This window comes from Williamsia sterculiae (assembly GCF_900156495.1).
Lineage (GTDB): Bacteria > Actinomycetota > Actinomycetes > Mycobacteriales > Mycobacteriaceae > Williamsia_B > Williamsia_B sterculiae.
On the sequence record NZ_FTNT01000012.1, the window covers coordinates 47,746 to 72,642 of the forward strand.

Here is a 24,897-nt window from a genome sequence, read left to right on the forward strand (position 1 = left end):
GCGCACAGACTTTCATCCGCGCGTCGGCCGATACTAGCAAAAGCCCGATCATCGGGATCCATCTCGCACCCCGACCGGGGTCGGGGTCAGTCGCTGCGCCGATGCTCGTCGGCGACGGTGGCCTCGGCCTGATGATCATCCGTCGCGGTCTCTGTGGGTCGCGTTGCAGCGGCCGTCGGATTCCCGGATTCGTCGGCCGCCTCGGCTGCGGTTGCCGACGACTCGTCGGCTGTCGCCTCCTCCGGAGGCTGGTCCACGGTCGCGTCGGTCGTCTGCGACTCGTCCGCCTCCGGCTCGGCGATTCGGGTCGCCTGCTCGCGTTGGTGTTCGATCTCCGTGGCACGGTGCGGCCAGTAGATCTCGAGGCCCTGTTCGCGACCGCGTTTCGCGACCAACACGTACACGGCCGCACAGATGAACACCAGGGCCGCGGTGAACAGGTTGATCCGGATCCCCCAGATCTCGGTGGCGTGGTCGGTGCGCAGGGTCTCCACCGCGAACCGCCCGACACAGTAACCGGCGACGTAGAGGGCGAACAGTCGGCCGTGTCCGATCCGCAGCCGACGGTCGATCAACACCAGGGCGATCACCACGATGACGTTCCACAGCAGTTCGTAGAGAAAGGTGGGCTGCACGATGGCGACCACCTGACCGTTGGAGGTGCCGTCGATGGCGCCGGGGTTGACGTTGCCCGCGCGGTCCACCCGCTCGTAGATCTTCAGCCCCCACGGCAGCGTGGTCGGGCCACCGTAGAGCTCCTGGTTGAAATAGTTGCCGAGGCGACCGATGGCCTGTGCGAGGAGGATCGCCGGCGCGATGGCGTCGCCGAACGGAGGCAGCCTGATCCCTGCGCGCCGGGCCCCTATCCAGGCGCCGAGCGCGCCGAGCGCGACCGCACCCCAGATACCCAGGCCGCCGTCCCAGATCTTCAGGGCGTCGATGGGTTGTTTGCCGCCGTCGCCGAAGTAGGTCTGCCAATCGGTGGCCAGGTGGTAGAGCCTGCCACCGATGAGCCCGAACGGCACCGCCCAGATGGCGACGTCGAGGACCTCACCGTCCTGACCGCCGCGAGCCCTCCAGCGTCGATTTCCCCACCAGACCGCGACGATGATGCCGGCGATGATGCAGAGCGCGTACGCCCGCAGCGGGAACGGACCGAGGTACCAGACCCCCTGCGGAGGGCTGGGGATGTAGGCCAGGACGGTCGTCGGCGTGGTCACGTTGCCACCCTAACGAGCGTCGTCAGCGCGGTGCGGCGGCGGTCGTGCGCACACCGTCGGCCAGCTCGCTGACCAGCGACTCCAGCGCGGCTGTGCCCTCGTCGACGGCGGAGACCAACGCGGAACCGACGATCACACCGTCGGCATATGCGGCCATCTCCGCGGCCTGTGCGCGGTTGCGGACACCGAGTCCCACCCCTATCGGGATGTCGGAGTGTTCGCGCACCCGAGCACACAGTTCGGGCGCCGCGCTGGACACCGCGTCCCGGGCACCGGTGACCCCCATCGTCGAGGCGGCGTACACGAACCCGCGGCTGGCGTCGGCGGTCATCGCGAGCCGTTCCTCGGTGGACGACGGCGCGACCAGGAAGATGCGGTCGAGACCGTGCTCGTCGGAGGCGGCGAACCAGTCCTGGGCCTCGTCGGGGATGAGGTTGGGCGTGATCAGTCCCGCGCCACCCGCGGCGTCGAGGTCCCGGGCGAACGCGTCGACGCCGTAGCGCAAGACGGGGTTCCAGTAGGTCATCACCACCGCCGACGCGCCCGCGTCGGCGACCGCGGAGACGGCGGTGAAGACGTCGCGCACCCGTACCCCGGCGGTGAGTGCGATGTCGGCGGCACGCTGGATGGTCGGGCCGTCCATGACGGGGTCGGAGTAGGGCACGCCGACCTCGACGATGTCGCATCCGGCCGCGACGATGGCGCGCATCAGGCTCAACGACGTCTCGACGTCGGGGTAGCCGACGGGCAGGTAGCCGATCAGCGCCGCACGATTCTCGGCGCGGGCCCGGGCGAAGACCGGCCCCAATCGTGACTCGACCATCAGTGCCCTCCCTCGTTGCTGGTGTCCGGACCCTGCTGCGCGGCTTCGGCGTGCGCCTCCTGGTCGTCGTCGAACAACCCGAACCACTTGGCCGCGGTGTCGACATCCTTGTCCCCACGCCCCGACAGGCTCACCACGATGATCGAACCCGGACCGAGCTCCCTGCCGAGCCGCAGGGTGCCCGCGACCGCGTGCGCTGATTCGATGGCCGGGATGATGCCCTCGGTGTGGCTGAGCAGGGCCAGCGCGTTCATCGCCTCGGTGTCGGTGACCGGCAGGTATTCCGCTCGACCGGAGTCCTTGAGGTTCGCGTGTTCCGGTCCGACGCCCGGGTAGTCCAGGCCGGCGGAGATCGAATGCGACTCGATGGTCTGACCGTCGTCGTCCTGCAACAGGTACGAGTACGCGCCCTGGAAAGCGCCGGGGCTACCCCCGGTGAAGGTGGCGGCATGCCTGCCCGTGTCCACCCCGTCGCCTGCCGCCTCGTAACCGACGAGCCGTACCCCGGTGTCGTCGATGAACGGGTGGAAGATGCCGATGGCGTTGGACCCGCCACCGACACAGGCGGTGACGGCGTCGGGTAGCCGACCGGCCTGGTCGATGATCTGCGCCCGCGCCTCGAGACCGACGATTCGCTGCAGGTCGCGCACCATCACCGGGAACGGATGTGGTCCTGCCGCGGTACCGAAACAGTAGTAGGTGGTGTCGGCGTTGGTGACCCAGTCCCGCATGGCCTCGTTGATGGCGTCCTTGAGGGTTGCCGACCCGCTGTCGACGGCGATGACCCGCGCGCCGAGCAGCCGCATCCTGGCCACGTTCAGGGCCTGACGACGGGTGTCCACCCGACCCATGTAGACGATGCATTCCAGGCCCAGCAGCGCACAGCCGGTCGCGGTGGCCACCCCGTGCTGACCGGCACCGGTCTCGGCGATGATGCGGCTCTTGCCCATCTGCTGGGCCAGCAACACCTGACCGAGCACGTTGTTGATCTTGTGCGAACCGGTGTGGTTGAGGTCCTCGCGTTTGAGGAAGATCCGGGCGCCGCCCGCGTGTTCGGAGAGTCTGGTGGCCTCGAAGAGGGGCGAGGGCCTCCCGACGTAGTCACGTTGCAGCCGATCCAACTCGTTGAGGAACGCGTCGTCGCTGCGCACCTTCTCGTACGCCGCGGTGACCTCCTCGATCACCGCCATCAGCGCCTCGGGCAGATGCCTGCCGCCGTACACGCCGAAGTGACCCCCGGCGTCGGGCTCGGAGGAGGTGCGGGCGGTCAGCCCCGCGCTGGCCTGCGGGAGCGTGGTGATGATGCCGCCGGAATGGTCGTCACTCATGGCGTCCATGATGCCCGGCGACCCGGTCGGGTCAGCGCGCGGGTTTGGGGCAGGACGGGTGGGTGCCCGCGGTCACCAACTCGGAGACCGCCGCACGGGGGTCACCGCTGGTGACCAGGCCCTCACCGACCAATACGGCGTCGGCACCGGCCCCGGCGTAGGCGAGCAGGTCGGCGGTACCGCGTACCCCCGACTCGGCCACCCGGACCGTCTCGGTGGGCAACCCGGGGGCTATCCGGGCGAAGGTGTCGGTGTCCACCGCGAGGGTCTTGAGGTTGCGCGCGTTGACGCCGACCACACCGGCCCCGGCCTGCAACGCCCGGTCGGCCTCCTCCTCGGTGTGGACCTCCACGAGGGCGGTCATCCCGAGCGACTCGGTGCGGTCGAGCAGAGCCGCGAGCACGTTCTGCTCCAGGGCCGCGACGATCAGCAGGATCATGTCCGCGCCGTGCGCCCGCGCCTCGTGGATCTGATACGGGCCGACGATGAAATCCTTGCGGAGAACGGGGATGTCGACCGCGGCACGGACCTCGTCGAGGTCGGCCAGCGATCCGCGGAACCGGCGTTCCTCGGTGAGGACACTGATGATGCGCGCTCCACCGGCCTCGTAGGCGCGGGCCAGGTCGGCCGGGTCGCCGATGTCGGCCAGGTCGCCGCGAGACGGGCTGGCCCGCTTCACCTCGGCGATCACCCCGATCCCGGTCTCCAACAGGGCGGCCTTGGCGTCACGCGGGGCAGGGGCGGCCGTCGATGCCGCCTTCATCGACGCGAAGTCGACGACCGCCTCCCGGGCGGCGACGTCGGCCTTCACTCCCTCGATGATCGTGTCGAGGACGGTCGGCGTGCTCACGGCTGCTCCTCCCCTTCCCCATGAGATCTCGGTCCTGACTCCGTCGCGGCAGGTCGTTCGATGCGCGACGGCTGTTCGGTGTCTCACAGATTAGCCGTCGACCGAAGTCGGCCCGATCCGGGGTACCCGCGACCGTCGGGCGGTCAGGTGTGATCTTGCTCGCCCTCGGGACGAGACCGGGGCGTACCGGAGGTGGGGTCGGCACCGGTGTCCTGAGCGTCCCAGAGCATCCGCTCGGTGGGCTCGTGGTCGCGCGCCGAGTCGTCGTCGGCGGGGCGCTGGGCGTCGGTGGTTGTGGCACGTTCCCGCTCGGCGAACACCCGCTCCTCGAGTTCGGCGCGCCGCGCCGCGGGCGAGGAGTATCTGCTCGACATCCCGGTGGCGGTGCGCGTGGCCCGCAGCAGCAGGACTCCGGCGATCACCGCTATGACCCCGCCGACGATGACCACGACCGCCGCGAACGGTTTGTGGTCGATGGAGACCACCGTGTACCGACCCGGTAGATCGATGGCCTTGGCGGCGTAGGCGGTGTTCGCACCGCCGGTCAGCATCGAGATGGCCGGAACGATCGACACCACCCCGATGACCGCGACCAGGACGGCGACCACCCGCAGCAGCCACCCCCGCACCGCGACCGCGGCGGCGATCGCCGCGACGACGACGATGGCCAGCGGGGTGAGCCACGGGCTCCAGTCGGAACCGTGCACGGTGTAGCCACGGGGAGGCGCGAGACCGTCGGCGGCGGTGAGAGATGCCCAGGTCATCCGGGACGACGCCCACAGCACCGCCGCGGCCACGGCCAGCAACAGCGCGATGACCCCCAGTCGCCGGCGCCGTTCGCGGTCGGCGGTGGCGACGCGGTCGGTCCCGCCGTTCTGCCCGGTGTCGTCCTGCTCGGCGTCACTGTCGTGTTGCGTCATGGGTTCCCATTGTCCCGTGCGGGAGCCTCGGGGGCGCCGGTGGTACCGACCCGGCGCATCGTGCCCGCGGCGGCGATGGCCCGCAGCACCGCACTGGCCTTGTTGCGGGCCTCGTTGAACTCGTATTCCGGGTCGCTGTCGGCGACCACCCCACCACCGGCCTGTACGTAGGCCACGCCATCGGACATGACCGCGGTGCGGATCGCGATGGCGGTGTCGGCGTCGCCCGCGAAATCGAGGTAGCCGACGATACCGCCGTACAGACCACGGCTGGTGATCTCGTGTTCGTCGATCAATTCCATCGCCCGCACCTTGGGAGCACCGGTCAGGGTGCCTGCCGGGAAGCAGGCACTGACGGCATCGAGTGCGGACCGGTCGTCGCGCAGCTGACCCGACACCGTCGACACCAGGTGCATCACGTGGCTGTACCGCTCGATGTGGCGGTAGTCGCTGACCTTGACCGTTCCCGGCTTGCAGACCCGACCGAGATCGTTGCGGCCGAGGTCCACCAGCATCAGGTGTTCGGCGTTCTCCTTGGTGTCGGCCAACAGCTCCTTGCCGAGACTGGTGTCCTCCTCGTCGGTGGCGCCGCGCCAACGGGTGCCGGCGATCGGGTGCGTGGTGGCCACGCCATCGGCCACGGTGACCAGCGCCTCGGGGCTGGACCCGACGATGGTGAACGCCTCGCGTCCGTCCACGGCCGGGACGTTGAACAGGTACATGTACGGGCTGGGGTTCGACGCCCGCAGCACCCGATACACGTCCACCGGGTCGGCGTCGGTGTCCATCTCGAAACGCATCGACGGCACCACCTGGAAGGCCTCCCCGGCCTCGATGTCGGCGACGAGGCTGGTGACCACGGTGCGGTACTGCGCGAGATCCCGTTGCGACCGGTAGTCGGGGGCCGGGGTGTCGTACACCGACACCGTGGAGGGGGCGGGCGCCGACAGGGCCGCGGTCATCCGGTCCAGGCGGGTGACGGCGTCGCGGTACGCCTCCTCGGCGCGGTCGTCGGTGCCGTCCCAGTTGACCGCGTTCGCGATGAGGGTGATGGCGCCCTCGTGGTGATCGACGGCGGCTATGTCGGTGGCCAACAGCATGACCATGGTCGGTAGTCGCAGATCGTCGACGGTGGTCTCCGGCAGTCGCTCCAGCCAGCGCACCGCGTCGTAGGACAGGTAGCCGACGAACCCGCCGGTCAGCGGAGGCAGGTCGGGCAGTCGGTCGGTGGCCAACAATTCCAGCGACCGGGCCAGCACCCGCAGCGGATCACCCTCGGCGGGGGCCCCCGCGGGGACGGCACCCCACCAGTGGGCCCGGCCGTCGACGACGGTCAGCGCCGACGGGGCACCGGCGCCGATGAACGACCACCGCGACCAGGAACGACCGTTCTCTGCGGATTCGAGCAGGAACGTGCCCGGTCGACCGCCGGTGAGTTTGCGGTACGCCGACAGCGGGGTCTCGGAGTCGGCGAGCACCTTGCGGGTCACCGGCACCACGCGGTGATCGCGGGCGAGGTCGAGGAAGTCGGCCAGGCTCGTGGTGGCGTCCGTGCGGGTGGCGGCCATCGGGGTCACAGTCCCAGCGGCTCGCCGCCGACTCCCCAGTGGCTGCGCGGGACCTCGGTGATGGTCACCCAGACCGAGTCGGGGTTCTTGCCGGTCGCCTTGGCGTAGGCCTCGGTGACCGCGGCGATGGTCTCCCGCTTCACCCGGTCGGACAGGCCGGGGGTCTGGGAGATCTGGATCAGCGGCATTGCGGAACCTCTCGCTCGGGGGCGGCACGGTCGGAATGGGGATCGGTCGGCGCGGTGTGGCCGTCCGACATCAGCACCTCGGTGTCGAAACAGCTGTGGGTGCCGTTGTGGCAGGCGGCGCCGACCTGGTCGACGATGAGCAGCACGGTGTCACCGTCGCAGTCGATTCGCACCTCGTGCACGGTCTGGACGTGGCCGCTGGTCTCCCCCTTGACCCACTGCCGGGCGCGGGATCGGGAGAAGTACGTGGCCCGCCCGGTGCGCAGGGTCGCGTCCAGGGCGTCGTCGTCCATCCACGCCATCATCAGTACGTCGCCGGTGGACCGCTCCTGGACCACGGCGGCGATCAGACCGTCCGCGGTGCGGCTCAGTTTCGCGGCGATGGTGGGATCGAGGGTCATCGCGGGTCCCTCCTCTCGGGGCGGTGTGTGCTCGGACCGGTCATCGGACGACGATGCCCTGCGCGCGCATCGCATCCTTCACCTCGGCGATGGTCAGTTCACCGAAGTGGAACACCGACGCGGCCAGGACCGCGTCGGCACCGGCCTGCACCGCGGGCGGGAAGTCATCGACGGCGCCTGCCCCACCGCTGGCGATCACCGGTACCCCCACGGCGGCGCGTACCGCTTCCAGCATGGCGAGGTCGAATCCCCGCTTGGTGCCGTCGGCGTCCATCGAGTTCAACAGGATCTCCCCCACGCCGAGTTCCTGACCCCGTCGCGCCCATTCCACCGCATCGATACCGGTGCCCCGACGGCCACCGTGCGTGGTGACCTCCCATCCCGACGGGGTGGCGGCCTCACCGTCCGGGACGGTCCGCGCGTCCACCGACAGCACGATGCACTGGGACCCGAACCGCCTGCTCATCTCGGCGAGGACCTCCGGGCGGGCGATGGCCGCGGTGTTCACGCTGACCTTGTCGGCTCCGGCCCGCAGCAGCATGTCCACGTCGGCGACGGTGCGGATGCCGCCACCCACCGTGAGCGGGATGAACACCTGGTCGGCGGTGCGTTTGACCACTTCGAGCATCGTCGACCGACCCGAGCTGGACGCGGTGACGTCGAGGAAGGTGAGCTCGTCGGCTCCTTGGTCGTCGTAGCGGGCGGCCAGTTCCACCGGGTCACCGGCGTCGCGCAGGTTCTGGAAGTTGACCCCTTTGACCACCCGGCCGTCGTCGACGTCCAGGCACGGGATGACCCGCACGGCGAGGCTCATGCGCCGGCCTCCTGCCGTAGGTGCTCGGCCGGGTCGCCGGCTTCGGCGATCAACTCGACGAGTTCGGCGTGCACCCCTGGGTCGCCGGTGAGGACCGACGGCGAGTCGACCCGCCACGGGTTGCCCGCGAGATCGGTCGCCACCCCACCCGCGGCGCGCACCAGGAACACCCCGGCGGCGTTGTCCCAGGCGTGGTGGCCGAATCCGACGGTCCCCCCGACCAGGCCGGCTGCACTGAATGCGAGGTCGACCCCGGTGCTGCCGAACAGCCGGATCCGCGACACCCGACGGCTGAGCCGACCGAGCACGTCGAGGCGCCACCGGCCGGGATAGCGGCCGCGGCTGTCGATGTTGAACGCACCGAAGGTGACCACGCTGTCGGGCAGCGACGTCGGGCTCAGCGCGGGCAGTGCCTCGTCGTTGCAGAACAGCGGGCTGTCACCGTGCGCGGCGTAGTTGCGACCCAGCAGCGGTAGCCAGGTCAGCCCGATCACCGGCTGGCCGTCGTGCATCAGCGCGAGCAGGATGCCGGTCAGCGGCACCCCGGCGGAGTAGTTGAACGTGCCGTCGACGGGGTCCAGGACCCACACGGTCTCGCTGTCGACGGCGGGTCCGCCGAACTCCTCCCCGTGCACGGCGATGCCGGTACGGTCGGCGATCTCGGCGCTGATGATCCGCTCGAGATCCAGGTCTACCTGGGTGGCGAAGTCGTTGCCGCCCTTGTCGACGGCGCTCGGGGCACCCACACCGTCGATGAAGCGGTCGGCGACGGAGTCGAGCACCGCCGACGCCGTCGCGCACAACCCCGACAAGTCGAGGGAATCCAGCGCAGTCATCCCCCGGCTACCGCCCGCAGCGCCTCGGGCAGGGTGAAACGTCCCGCGTAGAGCGCCTTGCCGACGATGGCACCCTCCACACCGCAGTCGGTCAAGCCCGAGATCGCGACGAGGTCGTCGATGGTGGACACCCCACCCGACGCGACAACCGGCACCGAACTGCGGCGGGCGACCTCCGCCAGCAGTTCCAGGTTGGGCCCGGTCAAGGTGCCGTCCTTGCTCACGTCGGTCACCACGTAACGGGCACAACCATCGCCTTCGAGCCGGTCCAGGACCTCCCAGAGGTCACCGCCGTCGGAGACCCAGCCGCGGCCGCGCAGCCGCCACTCGTCGCCGTCGCGGACGGCGTCGAGGCCCACCGCGATCCGGTCGCCGTACCGTTCGATCACCGACGCACACCACTGCGGGTTCTCCAGTGCGGCGGTGCCGAGGTTCACGCGGGTGCAGCCGGTGGCCAGCGCCGCGGCCAGCGAGTCGTCGTCCCGGATTCCGCCGGACAGTTCGACCTTCACGTCGAGGGTGCCCACCACGTCGGCGAGCAGCGCCCGGTTGTCACCGCGACCGAAGGCGGCGTCGAGGTCGACGAGATGGATCCACTCGGCGCCGTCGGCCTGCCAGGCCAGCGCGGCGTCGCGGGGTGACCCGTAGGAGGTCTCGGTGCCCGCGGCGCCCTGGACCAGGCGTACGGCCTGCCCGTCGGCGACGTCAACGGCGGGTAGCAGTTCCAGCGTCGAGCCCATCAGTTCTCGTCTGTTCCTCTCGGTGTCGGATCGTTCGCGTTCGGTGGTCGGTCGGCCGCCTCGGCCTCGGCCAGGGCCTTGTTGATCTGGTGGTTGGAGGTCAGGCCGATCGCGGCGATCGCGCCCACCACCGCGAGCAGTGCGACCACCAGCGCCGCCACCGGTGACACCTGGGACAGACCGACCACGATGGGCACCGAGATGGCCAGAACCAGTACGCCGGCACCGAGTGAGGTCAACGCCAACCGGGCGAACGACGGACCGTCCTGTCCGCGGGTCACAGCGTCGCCACCCAGTTCGCGAGCAACTGTGCGCCGGCCTCACCGGACTTCTCGGGATGGAACTGGGTCGCCGACAGCGGACCGTTCTCCACCGCGGCGAGAAACGGACCGCCGTGCCTGGCCCAGGTCAACGTGGCCGGCGGGATCCGTGACGTGGGGTCGTCGGGGATCTCCCACCGCTGGGCGGCATACGAGTGCACGAAGTAGAAGCGGGTGTCGGGGTCCATCCCGGCGAAGAGCACCGAGTCGGCGGGTGCGTCGACGGTGTTCCACCCCATGTGCGGCAACACGTCGGCGGGCAGCCGACTGATGGTGCCCGGCCATTCACCGCATCCGTCCGCGGGCACCCCGAACTCGACTCCCCGGTCGAACAGGATCTGCATCCCGACGCAAATTCCCAGCACCGGTCGGCCTCCGGCCAGCCGCTGGTCCACGAGGCGGTCACCCTTCACCGCGCGCAACCCGTCCATACAAGCGGCGAACGCACCCACCCCGGGGACCACCAGACCGTCGCAGTTCAGCGCGAGGTCGCGGTCGTCGGTGACGGTGACGTCGGCTCCGGTGCGCTCGAGTGCGCGTTGCGCCGAGCGCAGATTGCCCGACCCGTAGTCCAGGACGGTCACTCGGGGTCGGGCGGTCACAACGCACCCTTGGTCGACGGCACGCCGGTGACCCGGGGGTCGGGTTCGGTGGCCGCGCGCAGAGCACGGGCCACGGCTTTGAACTCGGCCTCGGTGATGTGGTGCGGGTCGCGGCCGTAGAGCACCCGCACGTGCAGCGCGATGCGGGCGTTCATGGCCAACGACTCGAAGACGTGCCGATTGATGACCGTGTGATAGGGCACGCCCGGGTAACCACCGATCGTGCTGTGGGTCAGGTGATCCGGCTCCCCGTCGGTCACGCAATAGGGCCGACCCGACACGTCCACCACCGCCTGGGCGAGGGTTTCGTCCATCGGGATCCAGGCATCGCCGAACCGACGGATGCCCTTCTTGTCACCGAGGGCCTCGCCGAGGGCCTGACCGAGCACGATCGCGGTGTCCTCGACGGTGTGGTGCGCGTCGATGTGCACATCGCCCTCGGCGCGGACGGTGAGGTCGAAGCTGCCGTGGGTGCCGAACGCGGTGAGCATGTGGTCGTAGAACGGCACGCCGGTGGAGATGTCGACGACTCCGGTCCCGTCGAGATCCAACTCGACGACGATCGACGACTCCCGGGTGGAGCGTTCGACTCGGGCGGTTCGGGCGCGATCGCTCATGCGTGGGCTCCAGAGATGCTCGTGGTCAGGTCGGTGGTGGCCAACCGGGCGCTGGTGGCCAGGAAGGCGTTGTTCTCGTCGGGCAGACCGATGGTGACGCGCAGATGTCCGGGAATGTGCACGTCCCGGATGAGGATGCCGTCGTCGAGATAACGCTGCCAGGAGGCCGACGCGTCGGCGAAGTAACCGAACAGCACGAAGTTCGCATCCGACGGGACGACCGCGTACCCGAGGTCGGCCAACCCGGCCACCACCCTGTCGCGCTCGGCGACCAGCGCGGCCACCGATCCGAGCGTCTCGGCCGAGTGTCGCAGCGCGGCGCGCGCAGCGGCCTGGGTCACCACGGACAGGTGATACGGGAGCCGCACCAGCAACAGGGCATCGATGATCGCGGGTGCCGCGGCAAGGTATCCGAGTCGACCTCCGGCAAAGGCGAACGCCTTGCTCATGGTGCGGCTGACCACCACCGTGGTCGGGAAGTCGTCGATCAGTTCCACCGCGCTCGGGGCGTCCGAGAACTCGGCGTACGCCTCGTCGACGACGAGCAACCCGGGCGTGACCTCGGCGAGGCGGCGGATGTCCTCGAGACCCAACGATCCGCCGGTCGGGTTGTTCGGCGACGTGACGAACACGATGTCCGGACTGCGCGTGGTGATCTCACCGACCGCGTAGTCGACGTCGAGTCCGAAGTCACCGGACCGTTTCCCCTCCAACCAGGCGGTGTCGGTGCCGTCGGAGATGATCGGGTGCATCGAATACGACGGGACGAATCCGATCGCCGTGCGGCCGGGACCACCGAAGGCCTGCAACAACTGCTGCAGGATCTCGTTGGAACCGTTCGCCGCCCACAGGTTCGCCGTGGTCAGCGCGGTGCCGGTGCGCGCGGTCAGGTAATCGGCGAGATCGGTCCGCAGCGCAACGGCGTCGCGGTCGGGATAGCGGTGCAGCAGCCGCGCGGCGTCACGCACCGAGTCGGCGACATCGGCGACCAGTGCCGCACTCGGCGCGTGCGGGTTCTCGTTGGTGTTCAGTTGCACGGGCACGTCGAGCTGCGGTGCGCCGTACGGGTTCTTGCCGCGCAGGTTGTCGCGCAGCGGCAGGTCGGCCAGCGACACCCGGGCGCCGGGCGCCGCGGTCACCGCGACCCCTCGTTCCCACGTGATCCGGCCCGAGCGGAGTCGGTCTGACGCACCCGGACGGCGTCGCCGTGGGCGGGCAGGTCCTCGGCGTCGGCCAGGGCGACCACGTGACCGGCCACCTCGGCCAGCGCCGCACTGTCGTAGTCGATGAGGTGGACCCCACGCAGGAAGGTCTGCACCGACAGTCCGGAGCTGTAGCGCGCCGAACCCGAGGTCGGGAGGACGTGGTTGGAGCCCGCGCAGTAGTCGCCGAGACTGACCGGCGAATACGCGCCGACGAAGATCGCCCCCGCGTTGTCGACCCGATCGGCGACCGTGGCCGCGTCTCGGGTCTGGATCTCCAGGTGCTCGGCGGCGTAGGCATCCACCACGGTCAGCCCGGCGTCGACGTCGTCGACCAGCACGATGCCCGACTGCGGTCCGGACAACGCGGTGCGGACGCGTTCACCGTGTTTGGTGGTGCGGACCTGTCGCTCGACCTCGGCGTCCACGGCGTCGGCGAGGTCGACGCTGTCGGTGACCAGCACCGAGGCGGCCATCACATCGTGTTCGGCCTGACTGATCAGGTCGGCGGCGACGAGGACCGGGTCGGCGGAGTCGTCCGCGAGGATCGCGATCTCGGTGGGCCCGGCCTCGGAGTCGATACCCACCACGCTGCGGCACAGCCGTTTGGCCGCGGTGACGTAGATGTTGCCCGGGCCGGTGATCATGTCGACCGGCTCGAGTTCGGTCCCGTCGGTATCGGTGCCCCCGTAGGTCAGCAGGGCCACCGACTGGGCGCCGCCGACCGACCACACCTCGGAGACCCCCAGCAGGGCGCAGGCGGCGAGCACGATCGGATGCGGCAGGCCGCCGAAATCGGCCTGCGGCGGCGACGCCACCACCAGCGACCGCACCCCGGCCTCCTGCGCGGGCACCACGTTCATCACCACACTGGACGGGTACACCGCATTGCCACCGGGTACGTAGAGCCCCACCCGACGGACGGGGATCCATTTCTCGGTGACCGTGCCACCCGGGGCGACCTCGGTGGTCGTCGAGCTGCGCCGTTGGTCGGCGTGCACCCGGCGAGCGCGGTCGATGGTCTCCGTCAGCGCACGCCGGACGTCCGGGTCCAGGCGGTCGAGTGCATCGACGACGGCCTGCTGCGGCACCCGGACCGTCGACGGGCGCACCCGGTCGAACCGCTCCCCGGCGTCGAGAGCCGCCTGTGCACCGCCGTCGCGAACGGCGGCGACGAGGGGGGCCACCACGTCGAGCACCGCGTCCACGTCGGTGCCGCCGCGGGGCAGTGCACGCCGCAACTGGGCGGTGGAGGGGACGCCACCGCGGAGATCGGTGCGGGCAAGCATGGGCGACGGACTCCTAAGCAGACGAGCGGCCGGGACGGCGGCGACACCTCGCCGCCGGTGAGCACCAGGATATGGGGTCCGGGCCACTCGTTTTCACCTGCCCGTGTCCGGCGGTGCGGACGGTTACAGGTCCAGCCCCAGATCGAGGACGCGCACCGAGTGGGTCAGCGCACCCACCGCGAGGTAGTCGACACCCGTCTTGGCGTAGGAGTGTGCGACGTCGAGGCTCAGCGATCCCGAACTCTCCAGCTTCGTCTCCGGCGCCCGCGTGTTACGACGCTGCACCGCCATCTGCGTCTGCCAGAGCGGGAAGTTGTCCAACAGGACGAGCTCCGCGCCCGCGGTCAGTGCCTCGTCGAGTTGTTCCAGGGTATCCACCTCCACCTCGACCGACAGTTCGGGCGCCGCCGCCCGCACCGCCTCGAGCGCGGCGGTCAACGAACCCGCCGCGGCGATGTGGTTGTCCTTGATCAGCGCGGCATCACCGAGCGACATCCGATGGTTGCGGCCCCCACCGGCCCGCACCGCCGCCTTCTCCAACGCGCGCAGCCCCGGCAGGGTCTTGCGGGTGTCGCGGACCACGCACCCGGTGCCGGCGATCGCATCCACCCATTGCGCGGTGGCGGTGGCCACCCCCGACAGATGACACAACAGGTTGAGCGCGGTGCGTTCGGCGGTGAGCAGTCCCGCGGTGGGGGCGTCGAGGGCGAGCACCACGTCACCGGGGTGCACCCGGTCGCCGTCGGAGCGCCGCGACGCCACGGTCACGTCGTCACCGATCACCTCGGCGAACACCGCGAGGGCGACGTCCAGCCCGGCGACCACACCGTCGGCACGACTGACGACCGCCGAGGCCGTGCGCGCCCCGGGCGGCACCGTGGCCAGGGTGGTCACGTCGGGCCCGTCGCGGAGATCCTCGGCGAGCGCGGTGGCGATGAGGGCGCGGACGTCGTCGGTGACCGGTGCGCCGGCCGTTGTCCCGGTCATTCCCCGCTGTGCTGTTTCCCGCCCGGTCATTCCCCACCCGCCGGCGTGCCGATGGCGATCATCCGTTCCACGCTGGCCCGCGCGCGCTCGGCGACGTCGGGGGCCACGAGCACCTCGTCGCGCCCCTCGCGCAGGCATCGCAGCAACGCCGCCGGGGTGATCATCTTCATGTAGGGGCAGGACGCGCGGTCGTTGACCGCCTGGAAGTCGACGTCGGGGGCGGCGCGGCGCAACTGGTGCAACATCCCCACCTCGGTGGCCACCAACACCTCCCGGGCCCCGGTCTGCCGGGCGGCGTCGAGCATGCCGCCGGTGGACAGGATCTTCACCTTCTCCTCCGGCACGAATCCCTCGCCCGCGAGGTAGAGCGCCGACGTCGCGCACCCGCATTCGGGGTGGACGAAGAGCTCCGCGTCGGGGTGGGCCTGGGCGCGAGCGGTCAGTTCGTCGCCGTTGATCCCGGCGTGCACGTGGCACTCTCCCGCCCAGATCTGCATGTTCTCCCGGCCGGTGACCCGTTTGACGTGCGCGCCGAGGAACTGGTCGGGCAGGAACAGCACCATCCGGTCGGGATCGATGGAAGCCACCACCTCGACCGCGTTCGACGACGTGCAGCAGATGTCGGTGAGACCCTTCACCTCGGCGGTGGTGTTCACATAGGACACGACCACCGCGTCGGGATACTCGGCCTTCCACGCGCGCAGGTCGTCGGCGGTGATGGAGTCGGCCAGCGAACAGCCGGCGCGCGCGTCCGGGATCAACACCCGCTTGTCCGGGCTGAGGATCTTGGCCGTCTCCGCCATGAAGTGCACACCGCAGAAGATGATCTCGTCGGTCTCGGCCTCCGAGGCGATCCGCGAGAGGGCCAGTGAGTCGCCGACGTGATCGGCCACGTCCTGGATGGCCGGCAGCTGGTAGTTGTGGGCCAACAGGGTCGCGTTCCGGGCGGTCGCCAGGCTGCGGACCTCGTCGAACCACTCGGGTGTGGGTTCGACGCCGGTGTAGGGGGCGGGTGCTGTGGTCGTCATGCCGACCACCTCCTGGTCATCGTGTGCGGAGTCGTGCTGTGTGGGCTGCCGTCCGTGAACGGACCGGGTTTTCGACCGTAGATCGAAAACCTCTGCCGATGCTACACCCGCCAGTCGGGCCCATAGACTCGGCACCATGCCGGCACCGGGGGTCTTGCACGAGGTGCTGTGCGCCGTGTTCGAGGTGCGCGCGGGCGGCGACGCGGAACCACCCGGTCTCTCGGTGCTGTTGTGGCAACGCGGCGAGGAGCCACAACGAGGGTCCTGGTCGTTGCCCGGCGGGTTGTCGTGCACCGACGAGGACCTCGAGACGTCGGCCCGGCGTCAGCTCGCTGAGAAGGTGGACCTGCGCGAGGTCGCGCATCTGGAGCAGCTGGCAGTGTTCTCGGCACCCGACCGGGTGCCCGGTGAGCGGGTCATCGCCTCGACATACCTCGGTCTGGTGCCATCGGACTCGCCTGCGAACCTCCCCGACGACACCCGGTGGCATCCGGTGGATCGGCTGCCGGACATGAGCTTCGACCACCGCGGGATCGTCGAGTTGGCGCGTACCCGGTTGTCGGCGAAGATCTCCTACACCAACATCGCCTTCGCGTTGGCACCCGCGGAGTTCTCGATGTCCGAACTCAGCGACATCTACGGCGCGGCGCTCGGTTATCCGGTGGACAGCACCAATCTGCTCCGCATCCTCAGCCGTCGCGGCGTCGTCGGCGCTACCGGCACCACCCGACGCACCGGACGCACCGGCGGCCGACCACCTGCGCTGTACCGCTTCACCGAACGTCGGCTGCGGGTGACCGACGAGTTCGCCACCCTGCGCCCACCCCCGTGAGAACAACGGCCCGATGGATCGCGACAACGGCCCGCTCGACGCGTATTTCGGCCCGATCGACGTGGTCACACGTCGAGTGGGCCGTCGTTGACGTCGAGCGGGCCGTTCTTCACGCCGAGCGGGCGCTCGTCGATGTCGAGCGGGCCGTCGTTTCAGTCGGAATGGGGGTCGTCGCCGCGGCCGAGGTCGGGGTACGGGGACGACAGGGTCGCGACCAGGTAGGCGATCACCGCGGCGAGCGGGGCGATGACGACCAGCGCCCACGGCGCCGGGATCGGCCCCAGGTGCGCGGGCGGCATCCACAGGGCGGGCGACGAGGTGTAGAACTGCCCGACCTCGCGGTGGGGTCCGGGGCCGGGATAGCGCGCATGCGCGACCAGTCCGCCGATCCACATGGCGACCGCAGAGGTGACCACCGCCGAGACCACGGTCGTCAAGACCCCGGCGACCCCGCGCAGGCTGCGCACCGACCAGCCGAGCAGCCCGACGATCACGCCGGCGACGACCATCACGCAGACGAAGACCGCGACGGCGTCGAACCGGATGTCCACGGCCGTCGGCAGGCTCACCGCGGCACCGATCTCGGCGACCACGCCGCGCACCCCGGGAGCGAGCACACCCCACAGCACACCGGCCACCGCACCGACGATGACCGCGGCCAGTCCGAGGACCACCCACCCCCAGCCGTCGACACGTTCGCGGCGCGCGTCGGCGACCGGCAGCACGTCCGGATCGGTACCGCTCATCGTCGTCCGAGATCCGCCGAATCCACCGACCCGTGCCGCGAACAGCGCGCCGACCACCCGTCCGGGCGGACCTGCACGATCATCCGGCGCCCGCACTGACCGCAGAATCGCGGCGGTTCCAGACCGAGCTCCGCGGCCCGCGGCACCCGCACCGACCCCGGGTCGTCCACCCCGATGCCGGTGTACACGCCGAAGCGCAGCGGCTCGTCGAGCGGGCCGGACACCCCGGCCCCCGACGCGGCGGACGGCGGCGGCACGGTTGGGTTCATGACCACCTCAGATGCTGTCGTTGAGGGCCTTGATCGGCATCTGCAGGTCGGCCAGCAGGTCGAGGTCCGCCTCGGCGGGACGGCCCAGCGTGGTCAGGTAATTGCCGACGATGACGGCGTTGATGCCACCGAGGATGCCCTTCTGGGCTCCGAGGTCACCCAGGGTGATCTCACGACCGCCCGCGAACCGCAGAATGGTGCGCGGCAACGCGAGCCGGAAAGCGGCCACGGCCTTGAGGGCCTCGGACGCCGGCAGCACCTCGAGATCGCCGAAGGGCGTTCCCGGCCGCGGGTTGAGGAAGTTCAGCGGAACCTCGTCGGGCTCCAACGACGCGAGGTCGGCCGCGAACTCCGCGCGCTGTTCCAGGGTCTCCCCCATGCCGAGGATGCCGCCGCAGCAGACCTCCATACCGGCGTCGCGGACCATCCGCAGGGTTCCCCACCGCTCCTCCCAGCTGTGGGTGGTGACCACCTCGGGAAAGTGCGACCGCGCGGTCTCCAGGTTGTGGTTGTAGCGGTGCACGCCCATCGCGGCGAGCTCGTCGACCTGCTCCTGGGTCAGCATGCCCAGACTGCACGCGATCTGGATGTCGACCTCGTTGCGGATGGCCTCGATGCCCGCGGCGACCTGACTCATCAACCGCTTGTCGGGACCGCGCACCGCGGCGACGATGCAGAACTCGGTGGCGCCGGTCTTCGCGGTCTGTTTCGCCGCCTCCACCAACGACGGGATGTCGATCCACGCGCTGCGCACCGGTGAGGTGAACAGACCCGACTGCGAGCAGAAGTGACAGTCCTCGGGGCACCCGCCGGTCTTCAGCGAGATGATCCCCTCGACCTCCACCTCCGGTCCGCACCAGCGCATCCGCACGTCGTGGGCGAGCTCCAGCAGCTCGGTCAGCCGAGCGTCGTCGAGCCGCAGCACCGCGAGGACCTGTTCCTGGGTCAGCGCCTCGCCGCGTTCGAGCACCTGCTCGCGGGCGACGGCCAGGATGTCGTCGGACGCGGGTGCGTCGAGGGTGCTCCGGGGATTCACGGGGGCCTGTGTCACGGATGGACTCCTTCTCGTTGACGGTCATTGTCGGCGGTGAGCTGTTCCGCCGATGCGGTGGGGTCGACAACGGCGGCGTCGACGACCCCGGGGTCGAACCAGGTGTGGGCACGGGCGGTGAACTCCGCCCGCGACAACCGGCCGGAACCGGCGGGAATCGTCCCGACGATCGGTACACCGGTGACGCGCGGCAGGTCGTCGCGGTTGCAGGTGGACGCCAGATCGGGGTCGTCGGGCCACGACCCGATGACCAACCCGGCCGTGCGCAGGCCGCGGGCGGCGATCTCGTGCACGGTCAACTCGGCGTGGTTCAGTGCGCCGAGCCCGGCGGGTGTCACCACCAACACGGGCGCGCCCAGCGCGGCGGCGACGTCGAGCAGGGTGAGATCTGCGGCCAGCCGCACCAACACCCCGCCCGCACCCTCGACCAGGGTCAGATCGTGGGTCTCGGTCAGTGCGCGCACGGTGTCGACGACGGTCCGCAGCTCCAGCGCGGGCATCCCCGCACGCCGGGCGGCGGTGTCGGGGGCCAGCGGGTCCGGGTAGCGCACGCATTCCGCGGTGGTCACGTCACCGACCAGGCGACTCACCTCCGCGAGATCACCGGGCGCACCGGCGGACATCCCGGTCTGCGCGGGTTTGCACACCGCCACCCGGCGACCTGCCGCCCGCGCCGCCGCGGCGACGGCCGCGGTCACCACCGTCTTGCCGACGTCGGTGCTCGTCCCGGCGATCACCAGTACGCTCATCGCAACCCCATCTCGCTCAGCACGCCACCGACCACGGTCGCGACCCGGTCGATGGTCGCGGCGTCCAGGTCGGCGCGGACGGTCAACCGCAACCGCGACGTCCCGTGCGGCACGGACGGCGGACGGAAGCATCCGACCAACACCCCTCGCTCCCGGCACCGGGTGGCGGCGTCCACGGCGACCGCGGGATCACCGACGATCAGCGACACCACCGCCGCGGCCGGGCGGTCGGCGCCGAGGCGCTGCGCCAACCTCTCCGCGTTGGCGCGCAGACGGTCGGGCAGGTCGGGTGCGGCACGGAGCACCCCGAGTGCGCCGCGGGCCGCACCCACCGCGGCCGGGTTGAGGCCGGTGTCGAAGATGAAGGTACGTGCCCGGTCGATGAGGTGGGCGCGCACGGCGTCGTCGCCGAGGACCGCGCCACCCTGCGCGCCCAACGACTTGGACAGCACCGCGGTCACCACCAGGTCCGGCGCACCGGACAGACCGCATTCGTCGACCAGCCCGCGGCCACCGCGACCGCGCACCCCGAGGGCGTGCGCCTCGTCCACGAGCAGCGCCGCCCCCGACGACCGCGCCGCCCGGTACAACTCGCCGACCGGGGCGGGTGCCCCGTCGATGCTGTACACCGAGTCGGTGACCACCAGAGCACGCTCCTCGGGGCGCTCGCGCAGCACCCCGGCCACCGCGTCGACGTCACCGCGGTCCACCACGACCACCCGGGCCCGCGACAGCCGGCAACCGTCGATGAGTGAGGCATGGGTGCCCGCGTCGCTGACGATGAGGTCGCCGCGACCGGCCAGGGCGGTGACCGCCCCGATGTTGGCCAGATAGCCCGACGAGAACACCAACGCGGCGGAGAACCCGAGGAAGTCGGCGAGGTCACCTTCGAGGTCGGCGTGCGCCCGGGTGGTCCCCGCGACCAGTCGGGATGCCGTCGACCCGCCGCCCCAGCTGTCGACGGCGTCGTGCGCACCGGCCAGGACGCTCGGGTGGGTCGACAGGCCCAGGTAGTCGTTGGAGGCGAGGTTGATCAGCTCTCGGCCGACGTCGCGGACCACCAGCTCGCGGTGTAGTCCCTCGGCGGCGCGCAGGCGTGCGTCCGGCTCCAGCCAGGCCAGGGCGTCGGCGAGATCCACGCCGGTGCGGTCGACGGTCATCGGCGCTCCCCCGCCGGTGCAACGAGCTCGCGGGTGACCGCGCGTACCGCGGCACCGACCCCGGCGACGACGATCGCCAGGTCGTCGTCGTCACAGACGAACGGCGGCATCACGTAGACGAGGTCGCGGAACGGTCGCACCCAGAGGCCGGCGTCGATGGCCGCCGCGCTCGCCACCGACACGTCCACCGGCCGATCGAGCTGCACCACGCCGATCGCGCCGAGCACCCGGACGTCGACCACGCCCGGCCGGTCGGCCAGCGGTGACAGACCGGCACCCAGCACCTCGGAGATGTGGGCGACCCGATCGCGCCACGGCGACGACAGCAGCAGTTCGGTCGACGCGACGGCCACCGCGCACGCCAGCGGGTTGGCCATGAAGGTCGGCCCATGGGCCAGCAGTCCCGGATCGCCCGCGCTGATCACCCCGGCGACCTCGGCGGTACACAGTGTCGCGGCCAGGGTGAGGTATCCCCCGGTGAGCGCCTTGCCGACGCACATGATGTCCGGTGAGACCCCCGCATGGTCGGCGGCGAACAGTTCACCGGTGCGGCCGAAGCCCGTCGCGATCTCGTCGAAGATCAGGAGGACGTCCTGCTCGTCGCAGATGCGACGCAGCGCCCGCAGGTATTCGGGGTCGTGGAACCGCATACCGCCCGCACCCTGCACCACGGGTTCCACGATGACCGCGGCGAGCTCGTCGCGGTGCGCGGCGACCAACGCCTCCAGCTCCGCGACGTAGGCGTCGTCGTGGTCGGCGGGCGGGGCGGGTGCGAAGACCTGCCGGGCCAACACGTCGGTCCACAGCGCGTGCATGCCGCCGTCGGGGTCGCACACGCTCATCGGGGTGAAGGTGTCGCCGTGGTAGCCACCACGCCAGGTCAGCAGTCGGGTGCGGCCTGCCCGGCCGCGGGCGCGCCAATACTGCAGCGCCATCTTCACCGCGACCTCCACCGACACCGACCCCGAGTCGGCGAAGAACACGGTCTGCAGCGGCTGCGGGGTGATCTCGACCAACAGTTGGGCCAACCGGGCGGCCGGTTCATGGGTGAGGCCGCCGAACATCACGTGCGACATCCGTTGCGACTGGTCGACCAGCGCCGCGTCGAGCACGGGGTTGCGGTACCCGTGCACGGCCGCCCACCACGAGCTCATCCCATCGACCAGCTCCCGACCATCGCCCACCGTGAGGCGTACGCCCGACGCGGATCGCACCACCAGTGGTTCCACCGGGGCGGGCATCGAACCGTACGGATGCCAGATGTGCTCGGCATCGATACGGCGGATGACGTCGGGATCCACCGGGCGGCTCCTGTCGAAAGTCGGGCGGCTGTATGACCCTGGACACTGTACAGGGGCGGTATCGGGCAGGGCGGACACGCCCTCTACCCTCGACCACGTGCCCAACAGCCGAGACGACGTCCTCGACGCCGCGCGCGCCATCCTGGATCGCTACAGCCTGGCCGACCTGTCCATGCGCAGGCTCGCGGGCGAACTCGGCGTCCGTCCCAACGCGCTGTACTGGCACTTCCCCAACAAGCAGTCGTTGCTCGCCGCCCTCGCCGACCGCATCCTCGACGACGTGGTTTCACCGCCGGCCACCGACCCGTGGGACACCCAGGTGATCGCGCTGGTCAGCGAGATGCGTCGTGTTCTCCTCGCGGTGACCGACAGCGCGGAACTGGTCTCCGCCAGCTGGGCCAGTGGCCTGTCGGCGATGACGGTGGCCGGCGAGATCACCACCGCGGTGTCACGCGGCGGGCTCGGCGTCCGTGACGCCAGAGCCGTCACCACCGCCGCGTGCCAGTTGGTCATCGGCCTCACCTTCGAACAGCAGACGCGGGCGCAGATGGAGCGGTTGGGCGTCAGCGGGCCGTCGGGTCGTGACTTCGACGAGGAGTTCGCCGACGGGTTGGCCGTGGTCGTCGACGGGGCCCGCGAGCGCAGCGGCGAACGAGCTCGGCGCAGCGCCTGAGTCGCGGTCCCCGGCATCCGGGGACCACACCGTCGCTACGTCGGCGAAGACCGGCCGACACGGTAGATTCGGCGTCACAGCACTCTCGCAGGCCCGGCCCCGAACGAGAAGAACAGGCCCGAGAAAGAGGACAGGCCCGGTCAGTTTTGGCAGCACCCACCCGCGTCGCACAGCAGGCACCGCCCACCAGGGACCCGGTGACGGCGTACCGCACGGATCTGGACGGGCTACGTGGGGTCGCGATCGCCCTGGTGGCCTGTTTCCACATCTGGTTCGGCCGGGTGTCCGGCGGCGTCGACGTCTTCCTCACCCTGTCCGGGTACTTCTTCGTCGGTTCGCTGCTGCGGCACGCCATCGCCGCCCAGGCCCCGCACGTCAACCCGTGGCGGGCGGCCAACCCGTGGCCGCGGTTCACCCGACTGGCCCGCAGGCTGTTACCGGCCCTCCTCACCGTCCTCATCGCGGCGTCCGTGCTCACGCTGCTGGTGCTGCCGCAGACGCGATGGCTGACCGTCGGCCGTGAGGTGATGGCGAGCGCGCTGTACTACCAGAACTGGCACCTCGCCTTGAACTCACAGGACTACACCGCGGCCAGCTCCGCGAACAGCCCGTTGCAGCACCTGTGGTCGATGTCGGTCCAGGGTCAGTTCTTCCTGGTCACCATGCTGACCGCACTGGCGATGACCCTGGCGGTCACGGTGGTGACCCGCCGGCTGCCGGTGCCGGTGCGGCAGCGGGCGATCCGGTGGTCGGCGGGGTCGACGTTGCTGGGTGTGCTGGCGGTGTCGTTCTACTGGGCTCAGCTGCGGGCGGGGATCAATCAGCCGTTCAACTATTACGACACCCTGGCGCGGGTGTGGGAGCCGCTCGCCGGCGGACTGTTGGCCATCTGGATGCCCAGGACGCGCATGCTCACGTGGCTGCGCACCCTGGTGGGGATCACGGCCCTGGCGGTGATCGTGACGTGCGGATGGTGGATCAACGGCGTCGAGTCCTATCCCGGGCCCTCGGCGTTGGTGCCGGTGCTGGCAACCCTCGCGATCATCTGGTCGGGTGCGATCGCGCAGGAGCACGGTCCGTCGGCACCCGTACCCGCGGTCAACCACGTTCTGTCCGGCCGGTGGCCGGTCTGGTTGGGATCCATCTCCTACGCGCTGTACCTGTGGCACTGGCCACTGCTGATCTTCTATCTCGCGGTGCGCGGCAAGGACCACGCGGGCGTCGTGGAGGGCGTGGTGCTGCTCGCGGTGTCCGCCGCCCTGGCCTGGGTGACGAAGCGCTTCGTCGAGGATCCGCTGCGGGTAGCACGATCGGCCGGCCGGACGCGCTCCACCGGTCGTCACGCCGCGCCGCCCACGCACGCCCGACGCGCGGCGCTGCTCTCGTACTCCGGGCTGCTGACGAGCGTGTTGGTCATCGGCGCGTCGGTCACCGGAGTGACGATCAAGGTGTGGGAGCACCACGTCGACACCATGGTGGTCGACACCACCGACCTCGACCCGGCGGTCTACCCGGGTGGTCGGGCCTTCCTCGACAACGCCCCGGTTCCGCGGATGGAAGCCCAGCCGACACCTCTGCAGGTGCTCAAGGACCTACCGATCACGTCCTACCGCGGAGACATCAGCAGCTTCACCGACGACGGCGTCACGGTGGGGGTCTACGGCGACACCGACGCCACCCGAACCGTCGCACTGGCGGGCGGCTCACACGCGGAACACTGGATCACCGCGTTGGACGCGATCGGCAAACGCGACCATGTCAAGGTCACGACCTACCTGAAGATGGGCTGCCCGCTGTCGAGCAACCCCCATCCCACCTACCTCACCAACGACGTGCCGTACCCGCAGTGCCGCGACTGGGTGCAGCAGGTGATGCACCGACTGACCACGACCGACAAGCCCGACGCGGTGTTCACCAACACCACCCGGCCGCGAGCGGGCATCACCGGTGGGGACATCGTTCCCGACGACTACACCCCGATCCTGCGGCAGTTCAGTGACGCCGACGTCCCGGTGCTGGGTATCCGGGACACCGTCTGGCCGCATCACGACGACGGTACGGCCATCGACTCACCGACCTGCCTGGCTGAGGGCGGTGACCCGGACACCGACTGCGCGTCGTCGCGCCGCACCGCGCTCAGCGACTCCGACCCCACCGACGCTCTGGTCGGCCGTTACCCCGGTCTGCACCCGCTCGACCTGTCGAATGCGTTCTGCGACGACACCACCTGCCCGGCGGTGATCGGCAACGTGACCGTCTACCACGACTGGCACCACCTCAGCGCGACCTTCGTCCGCAGCCTGATCCCCGAGTTGTCGCGACAGATGCGGGCGGCACTGCCCTGGACCTGACCCCAGGGTCCACCGGTCGCGACCCCAGGTGC

General features: G+C 70.3%; 26 protein-coding genes and 1 pseudogene. 3 read left to right on the top strand and 24 right to left on the bottom strand.

What is annotated here, in order from left to right:
- Positions 1-325: 325 nt before the first annotated feature.
- The 18 genes and pseudogenes from lgt to nadA all read right to left on the bottom strand — a co-directional run.
- A pseudogene (gene lgt / locus BW971_RS17545) lies at positions 326-1,220 on the bottom strand (prolipoprotein diacylglyceryl transferase); the annotation flags it as partial.
- A 22-nt stretch (positions 1,221-1,242) separates the two neighbouring features.
- On the bottom strand, positions 1,243-2,046 hold the full coding sequence (trpA, locus tag BW971_RS17550; RefSeq protein ID WP_143690450.1) for a tryptophan synthase subunit alpha: 804 nt from the start codon (positions 2,044-2,046) through the stop codon (positions 1,243-1,245).
- A complete protein-coding gene (gene trpB, locus BW971_RS17555) occupies positions 2,043-3,371 on the bottom strand; it encodes a tryptophan synthase subunit beta (RefSeq protein ID WP_143690444.1) in 1,329 nt (442 codons plus the stop codon). The genes trpA and trpB overlap by 4 nt, the downstream gene beginning before the upstream one ends.
- 31 nt (positions 3,372-3,402) lie before the next feature.
- On the bottom strand, positions 3,403-4,221 hold the full coding sequence (gene trpC, locus BW971_RS17560) for an indole-3-glycerol phosphate synthase TrpC (RefSeq protein ID WP_076482302.1): 819 nt from the start codon (positions 4,219-4,221) through the stop codon (positions 3,403-3,405).
- A gap of 143 nt (positions 4,222-4,364) precedes the next feature.
- On the bottom strand, positions 4,365-5,141 hold the full coding sequence (locus BW971_RS17565; protein ID WP_076482305.1) for a TIGR02234 family membrane protein: 777 nt from the start codon (positions 5,139-5,141) through the stop codon (positions 4,365-4,367).
- The gene (locus BW971_RS17570; RefSeq protein ID WP_076482307.1) at positions 5,138-6,709 is read right to left on the bottom strand and encodes an anthranilate synthase component I; all 1,572 of its coding nucleotides are present in this window, start codon (positions 6,707-6,709) and stop codon (positions 5,138-5,140) included. Before BW971_RS17570 ends, BW971_RS17565 begins: the two co-directional genes overlap by 4 nt.
- A 5-nt stretch (positions 6,710-6,714) precedes the next feature.
- On the bottom strand, positions 6,715-6,897 hold the full coding sequence (locus BW971_RS17575; protein WP_076482309.1) for a tautomerase family protein: 183 nt from the start codon (positions 6,895-6,897) through the stop codon (positions 6,715-6,717).
- The gene (hisI, locus tag BW971_RS17580) at positions 6,888-7,298 is read right to left on the bottom strand and encodes a phosphoribosyl-AMP cyclohydrolase (protein ID WP_076482311.1); all 411 of its coding nucleotides are present in this window, start codon (positions 7,296-7,298) and stop codon (positions 6,888-6,890) included. The genes BW971_RS17575 and hisI overlap by 10 nt, the downstream gene beginning before the upstream one ends.
- A gap of 40 nt (positions 7,299-7,338) precedes the next feature.
- On the bottom strand, positions 7,339-8,112 hold the full coding sequence (gene hisF / locus BW971_RS17585) for an imidazole glycerol phosphate synthase subunit HisF (protein WP_076482313.1): 774 nt from the start codon (positions 8,110-8,112) through the stop codon (positions 7,339-7,341).
- Positions 8,109-8,948: an inositol monophosphatase family protein gene (locus BW971_RS17590; protein ID WP_076482315.1), complete on the bottom strand. Its 840-nt coding sequence runs from the start codon at positions 8,946-8,948 to the stop codon at positions 8,109-8,111. The genes hisF and BW971_RS17590 overlap by 4 nt, the downstream gene beginning before the upstream one ends.
- Positions 8,945-9,688 (bottom strand): bifunctional 1-(5-phosphoribosyl)-5-((5-phosphoribosylamino)methylideneamino)imidazole-4-carboxamide isomerase/phosphoribosylanthranilate isomerase PriA, encoded by a 744-nt coding sequence (priA, locus tag BW971_RS17595; RefSeq protein WP_076482317.1) that lies wholly within the window; start codon positions 9,686-9,688, stop codon positions 8,945-8,947. Before priA ends, BW971_RS17590 begins: the two co-directional genes overlap by 4 nt.
- Positions 9,688-9,969: a hypothetical protein gene (locus tag BW971_RS17600; protein WP_076482319.1), complete on the bottom strand. Its 282-nt coding sequence runs from the start codon at positions 9,967-9,969 to the stop codon at positions 9,688-9,690. The genes priA and BW971_RS17600 overlap by 1 nt, the downstream gene beginning before the upstream one ends.
- Positions 9,966-10,610: an imidazole glycerol phosphate synthase subunit HisH gene (gene hisH, locus BW971_RS17605; protein ID WP_076482321.1), complete on the bottom strand. Its 645-nt coding sequence runs from the start codon at positions 10,608-10,610 to the stop codon at positions 9,966-9,968. Before hisH ends, BW971_RS17600 begins: the two co-directional genes overlap by 4 nt.
- Positions 10,607-11,227, bottom strand: a complete 621-nt coding sequence (gene hisB / locus BW971_RS17610) for an imidazoleglycerol-phosphate dehydratase HisB (RefSeq protein WP_076482323.1) — start codon at positions 11,225-11,227, stop codon at positions 10,607-10,609. The genes hisH and hisB overlap by 4 nt, the downstream gene beginning before the upstream one ends.
- A complete protein-coding gene (locus BW971_RS17615; RefSeq protein WP_234974464.1) occupies positions 11,224-12,366 on the bottom strand; it encodes a histidinol-phosphate transaminase in 1,143 nt (380 codons plus the stop codon). Before BW971_RS17615 ends, hisB begins: the two co-directional genes overlap by 4 nt.
- Positions 12,363-13,718 carry a histidinol dehydrogenase gene (hisD, locus tag BW971_RS17620; protein WP_076482326.1) on the bottom strand — a complete coding sequence of 452 codons (1,356 nt, stop codon included), beginning with the start codon at positions 13,716-13,718 and terminating at the stop codon, positions 12,363-12,365. Before hisD ends, BW971_RS17615 begins: the two co-directional genes overlap by 4 nt.
- A 123-nt stretch (positions 13,719-13,841) precedes the next feature.
- Positions 13,842-14,705 (bottom strand): carboxylating nicotinate-nucleotide diphosphorylase, encoded by an 864-nt coding sequence (gene nadC / locus BW971_RS17625; RefSeq protein WP_076482328.1) that lies wholly within the window; start codon positions 14,703-14,705, stop codon positions 13,842-13,844.
- A 26-nt stretch (positions 14,706-14,731) separates the two neighbouring features.
- Positions 14,732-15,733, bottom strand: a complete 1,002-nt coding sequence (gene nadA, locus BW971_RS17630) for a quinolinate synthase NadA (protein ID WP_076482329.1) — start codon at positions 15,731-15,733, stop codon at positions 14,732-14,734.
- 136 nt (positions 15,734-15,869) lie between these two features.
- Between nadA and BW971_RS17635 the strand changes: the two genes are divergently transcribed.
- Positions 15,870-16,565, top strand: coding sequence for an NUDIX hydrolase (locus BW971_RS17635; protein WP_076482331.1), 696 nt, complete (start codon positions 15,870-15,872; stop codon positions 16,563-16,565).
- Positions 16,566-16,717: 152 nt separating this feature from the next.
- Here the strand turns inward: BW971_RS17635 and BW971_RS17640 are convergent, their stop codons facing one another.
- The 6 genes from BW971_RS17640 to BW971_RS17665 are packed head-to-tail and all read right to left on the bottom strand — an operon-like array spanning position 16,718 to position 21,781.
- Positions 16,718-17,311 carry a DUF2567 domain-containing protein gene (locus BW971_RS17640; RefSeq protein WP_076482332.1) on the bottom strand — a complete coding sequence of 198 codons (594 nt, stop codon included), beginning with the start codon at positions 17,309-17,311 and terminating at the stop codon, positions 16,718-16,720.
- The gene (bsaP, locus tag BW971_RS17645; protein ID WP_076482478.1) at positions 17,308-17,580 is read right to left on the bottom strand and encodes a biotin synthase auxiliary protein BsaP; all 273 of its coding nucleotides are present in this window, start codon (positions 17,578-17,580) and stop codon (positions 17,308-17,310) included. Before bsaP ends, BW971_RS17640 begins: the two co-directional genes overlap by 4 nt.
- A gap of 7 nt (positions 17,581-17,587) precedes the next feature.
- On the bottom strand, positions 17,588-18,631 hold the full coding sequence (gene bioB, locus BW971_RS17650) for a biotin synthase BioB (RefSeq protein ID WP_076482334.1): 1,044 nt from the start codon (positions 18,629-18,631) through the stop codon (positions 17,588-17,590).
- A complete protein-coding gene (gene bioD, locus BW971_RS17655) occupies positions 18,628-19,380 on the bottom strand; it encodes a dethiobiotin synthase (protein ID WP_076482335.1) in 753 nt (250 codons plus the stop codon). The genes bioB and bioD overlap by 4 nt, the downstream gene beginning before the upstream one ends.
- Complete coding sequence (locus BW971_RS17660) at positions 19,377-20,540, bottom strand: 8-amino-7-oxononanoate synthase (protein ID WP_076482338.1); 1,164 nt, start codon at positions 20,538-20,540, stop codon at positions 19,377-19,379. The genes bioD and BW971_RS17660 overlap by 4 nt, the downstream gene beginning before the upstream one ends.
- Complete coding sequence (locus BW971_RS17665) at positions 20,537-21,781, bottom strand: adenosylmethionine--8-amino-7-oxononanoate transaminase (protein WP_407701236.1); 1,245 nt, start codon at positions 21,779-21,781, stop codon at positions 20,537-20,539. The genes BW971_RS17660 and BW971_RS17665 overlap by 4 nt, the downstream gene beginning before the upstream one ends.
- Positions 21,782-21,938: 157 nt before the next feature.
- Between BW971_RS17665 and BW971_RS17670 the strand changes: the two genes are divergently transcribed.
- Complete coding sequence (locus tag BW971_RS17670) at positions 21,939-22,514, top strand: TetR family transcriptional regulator (RefSeq protein WP_076482341.1); 576 nt, start codon at positions 21,939-21,941, stop codon at positions 22,512-22,514.
- 146 nt (positions 22,515-22,660) lie between these two features.
- Positions 22,661-24,865, top strand: a complete 2,205-nt coding sequence (locus tag BW971_RS17675; protein ID WP_076482343.1) for an acyltransferase family protein — start codon at positions 22,661-22,663, stop codon at positions 24,863-24,865.
- Positions 24,866-24,897: the final 32 nt, after the last annotated feature.

Coding starts and splice junctions, on each gene's coding strand:
- trpB (WP_143690444.1), bottom strand. CDS start 3,371: ATGAGTGACGACCATTCCGGCGGCATCATCACCACGCTCCCGCAGGCC.
- BW971_RS17565 (WP_076482305.1), bottom strand. CDS start 5,141: ATGACGCAACACGACAGTGACGCCGAGCAGGACGACACCGGGCAGAAC.
- BW971_RS17570 (WP_076482307.1), bottom strand. CDS start 6,709: ATGGCCGCCACCCGCACGGACGCCACCACGAGCCTGGCCGACTTCCTC.
- BW971_RS17575 (WP_076482309.1), bottom strand. CDS start 6,897: ATGCCGCTGATCCAGATCTCCCAGACCCCCGGCCTGTCCGACCGGGTG.
- hisI (WP_076482311.1), bottom strand. CDS start 7,298: ATGACCCTCGATCCCACCATCGCCGCGAAACTGAGCCGCACCGCGGAC.
- hisF (WP_076482313.1), bottom strand. CDS start 8,112: ATGAGCCTCGCCGTGCGGGTCATCCCGTGCCTGGACGTCGACGACGGC.
- BW971_RS17590 (WP_076482315.1), bottom strand. CDS start 8,948: ATGACTGCGCTGGATTCCCTCGACTTGTCGGGGTTGTGCGCGACGGCG.
- priA (WP_076482317.1), bottom strand. CDS start 9,688: ATGGGCTCGACGCTGGAACTGCTACCCGCCGTTGACGTCGCCGACGGG.
- hisB (WP_076482323.1), bottom strand. CDS start 11,227: ATGAGCGATCGCGCCCGAACCGCCCGAGTCGAACGCTCCACCCGGGAG.
- hisD (WP_076482326.1), bottom strand. CDS start 13,718: ATGCTTGCCCGCACCGATCTCCGCGGTGGCGTCCCCTCCACCGCCCAG.
- nadC (WP_076482328.1), bottom strand. CDS start 14,705: ATGACCGGGACAACGGCCGGCGCACCGGTCACCGACGACGTCCGCGCC.
- nadA (WP_076482329.1), bottom strand. CDS start 15,733: ATGACGACCACAGCACCCGCCCCCTACACCGGCGTCGAACCCACACCC.
- BW971_RS17635 (WP_076482331.1), top strand. CDS start 15,870: ATGCCGGCACCGGGGGTCTTGCACGAGGTGCTGTGCGCCGTGTTCGAG.
- BW971_RS17640 (WP_076482332.1), bottom strand. CDS start 17,311: ATGAGCGGTACCGATCCGGACGTGCTGCCGGTCGCCGACGCGCGCCGC.
- bsaP (WP_076482478.1), bottom strand. CDS start 17,580: ATGAACCCAACCGTGCCGCCGCCGTCCGCCGCGTCGGGGGCCGGGGTG.
- bioD (WP_076482335.1), bottom strand. CDS start 19,380: ATGAGCGTACTGGTGATCGCCGGGACGAGCACCGACGTCGGCAAGACG.
- BW971_RS17660 (WP_076482338.1), bottom strand. CDS start 20,540: ATGACCGTCGACCGCACCGGCGTGGATCTCGCCGACGCCCTGGCCTGG.
- BW971_RS17665 (WP_407701236.1), bottom strand. CDS start 21,781: ATGCCCGCCCCGGTGGAACCACTGGTGGTGCGATCCGCGTCGGGCGTA.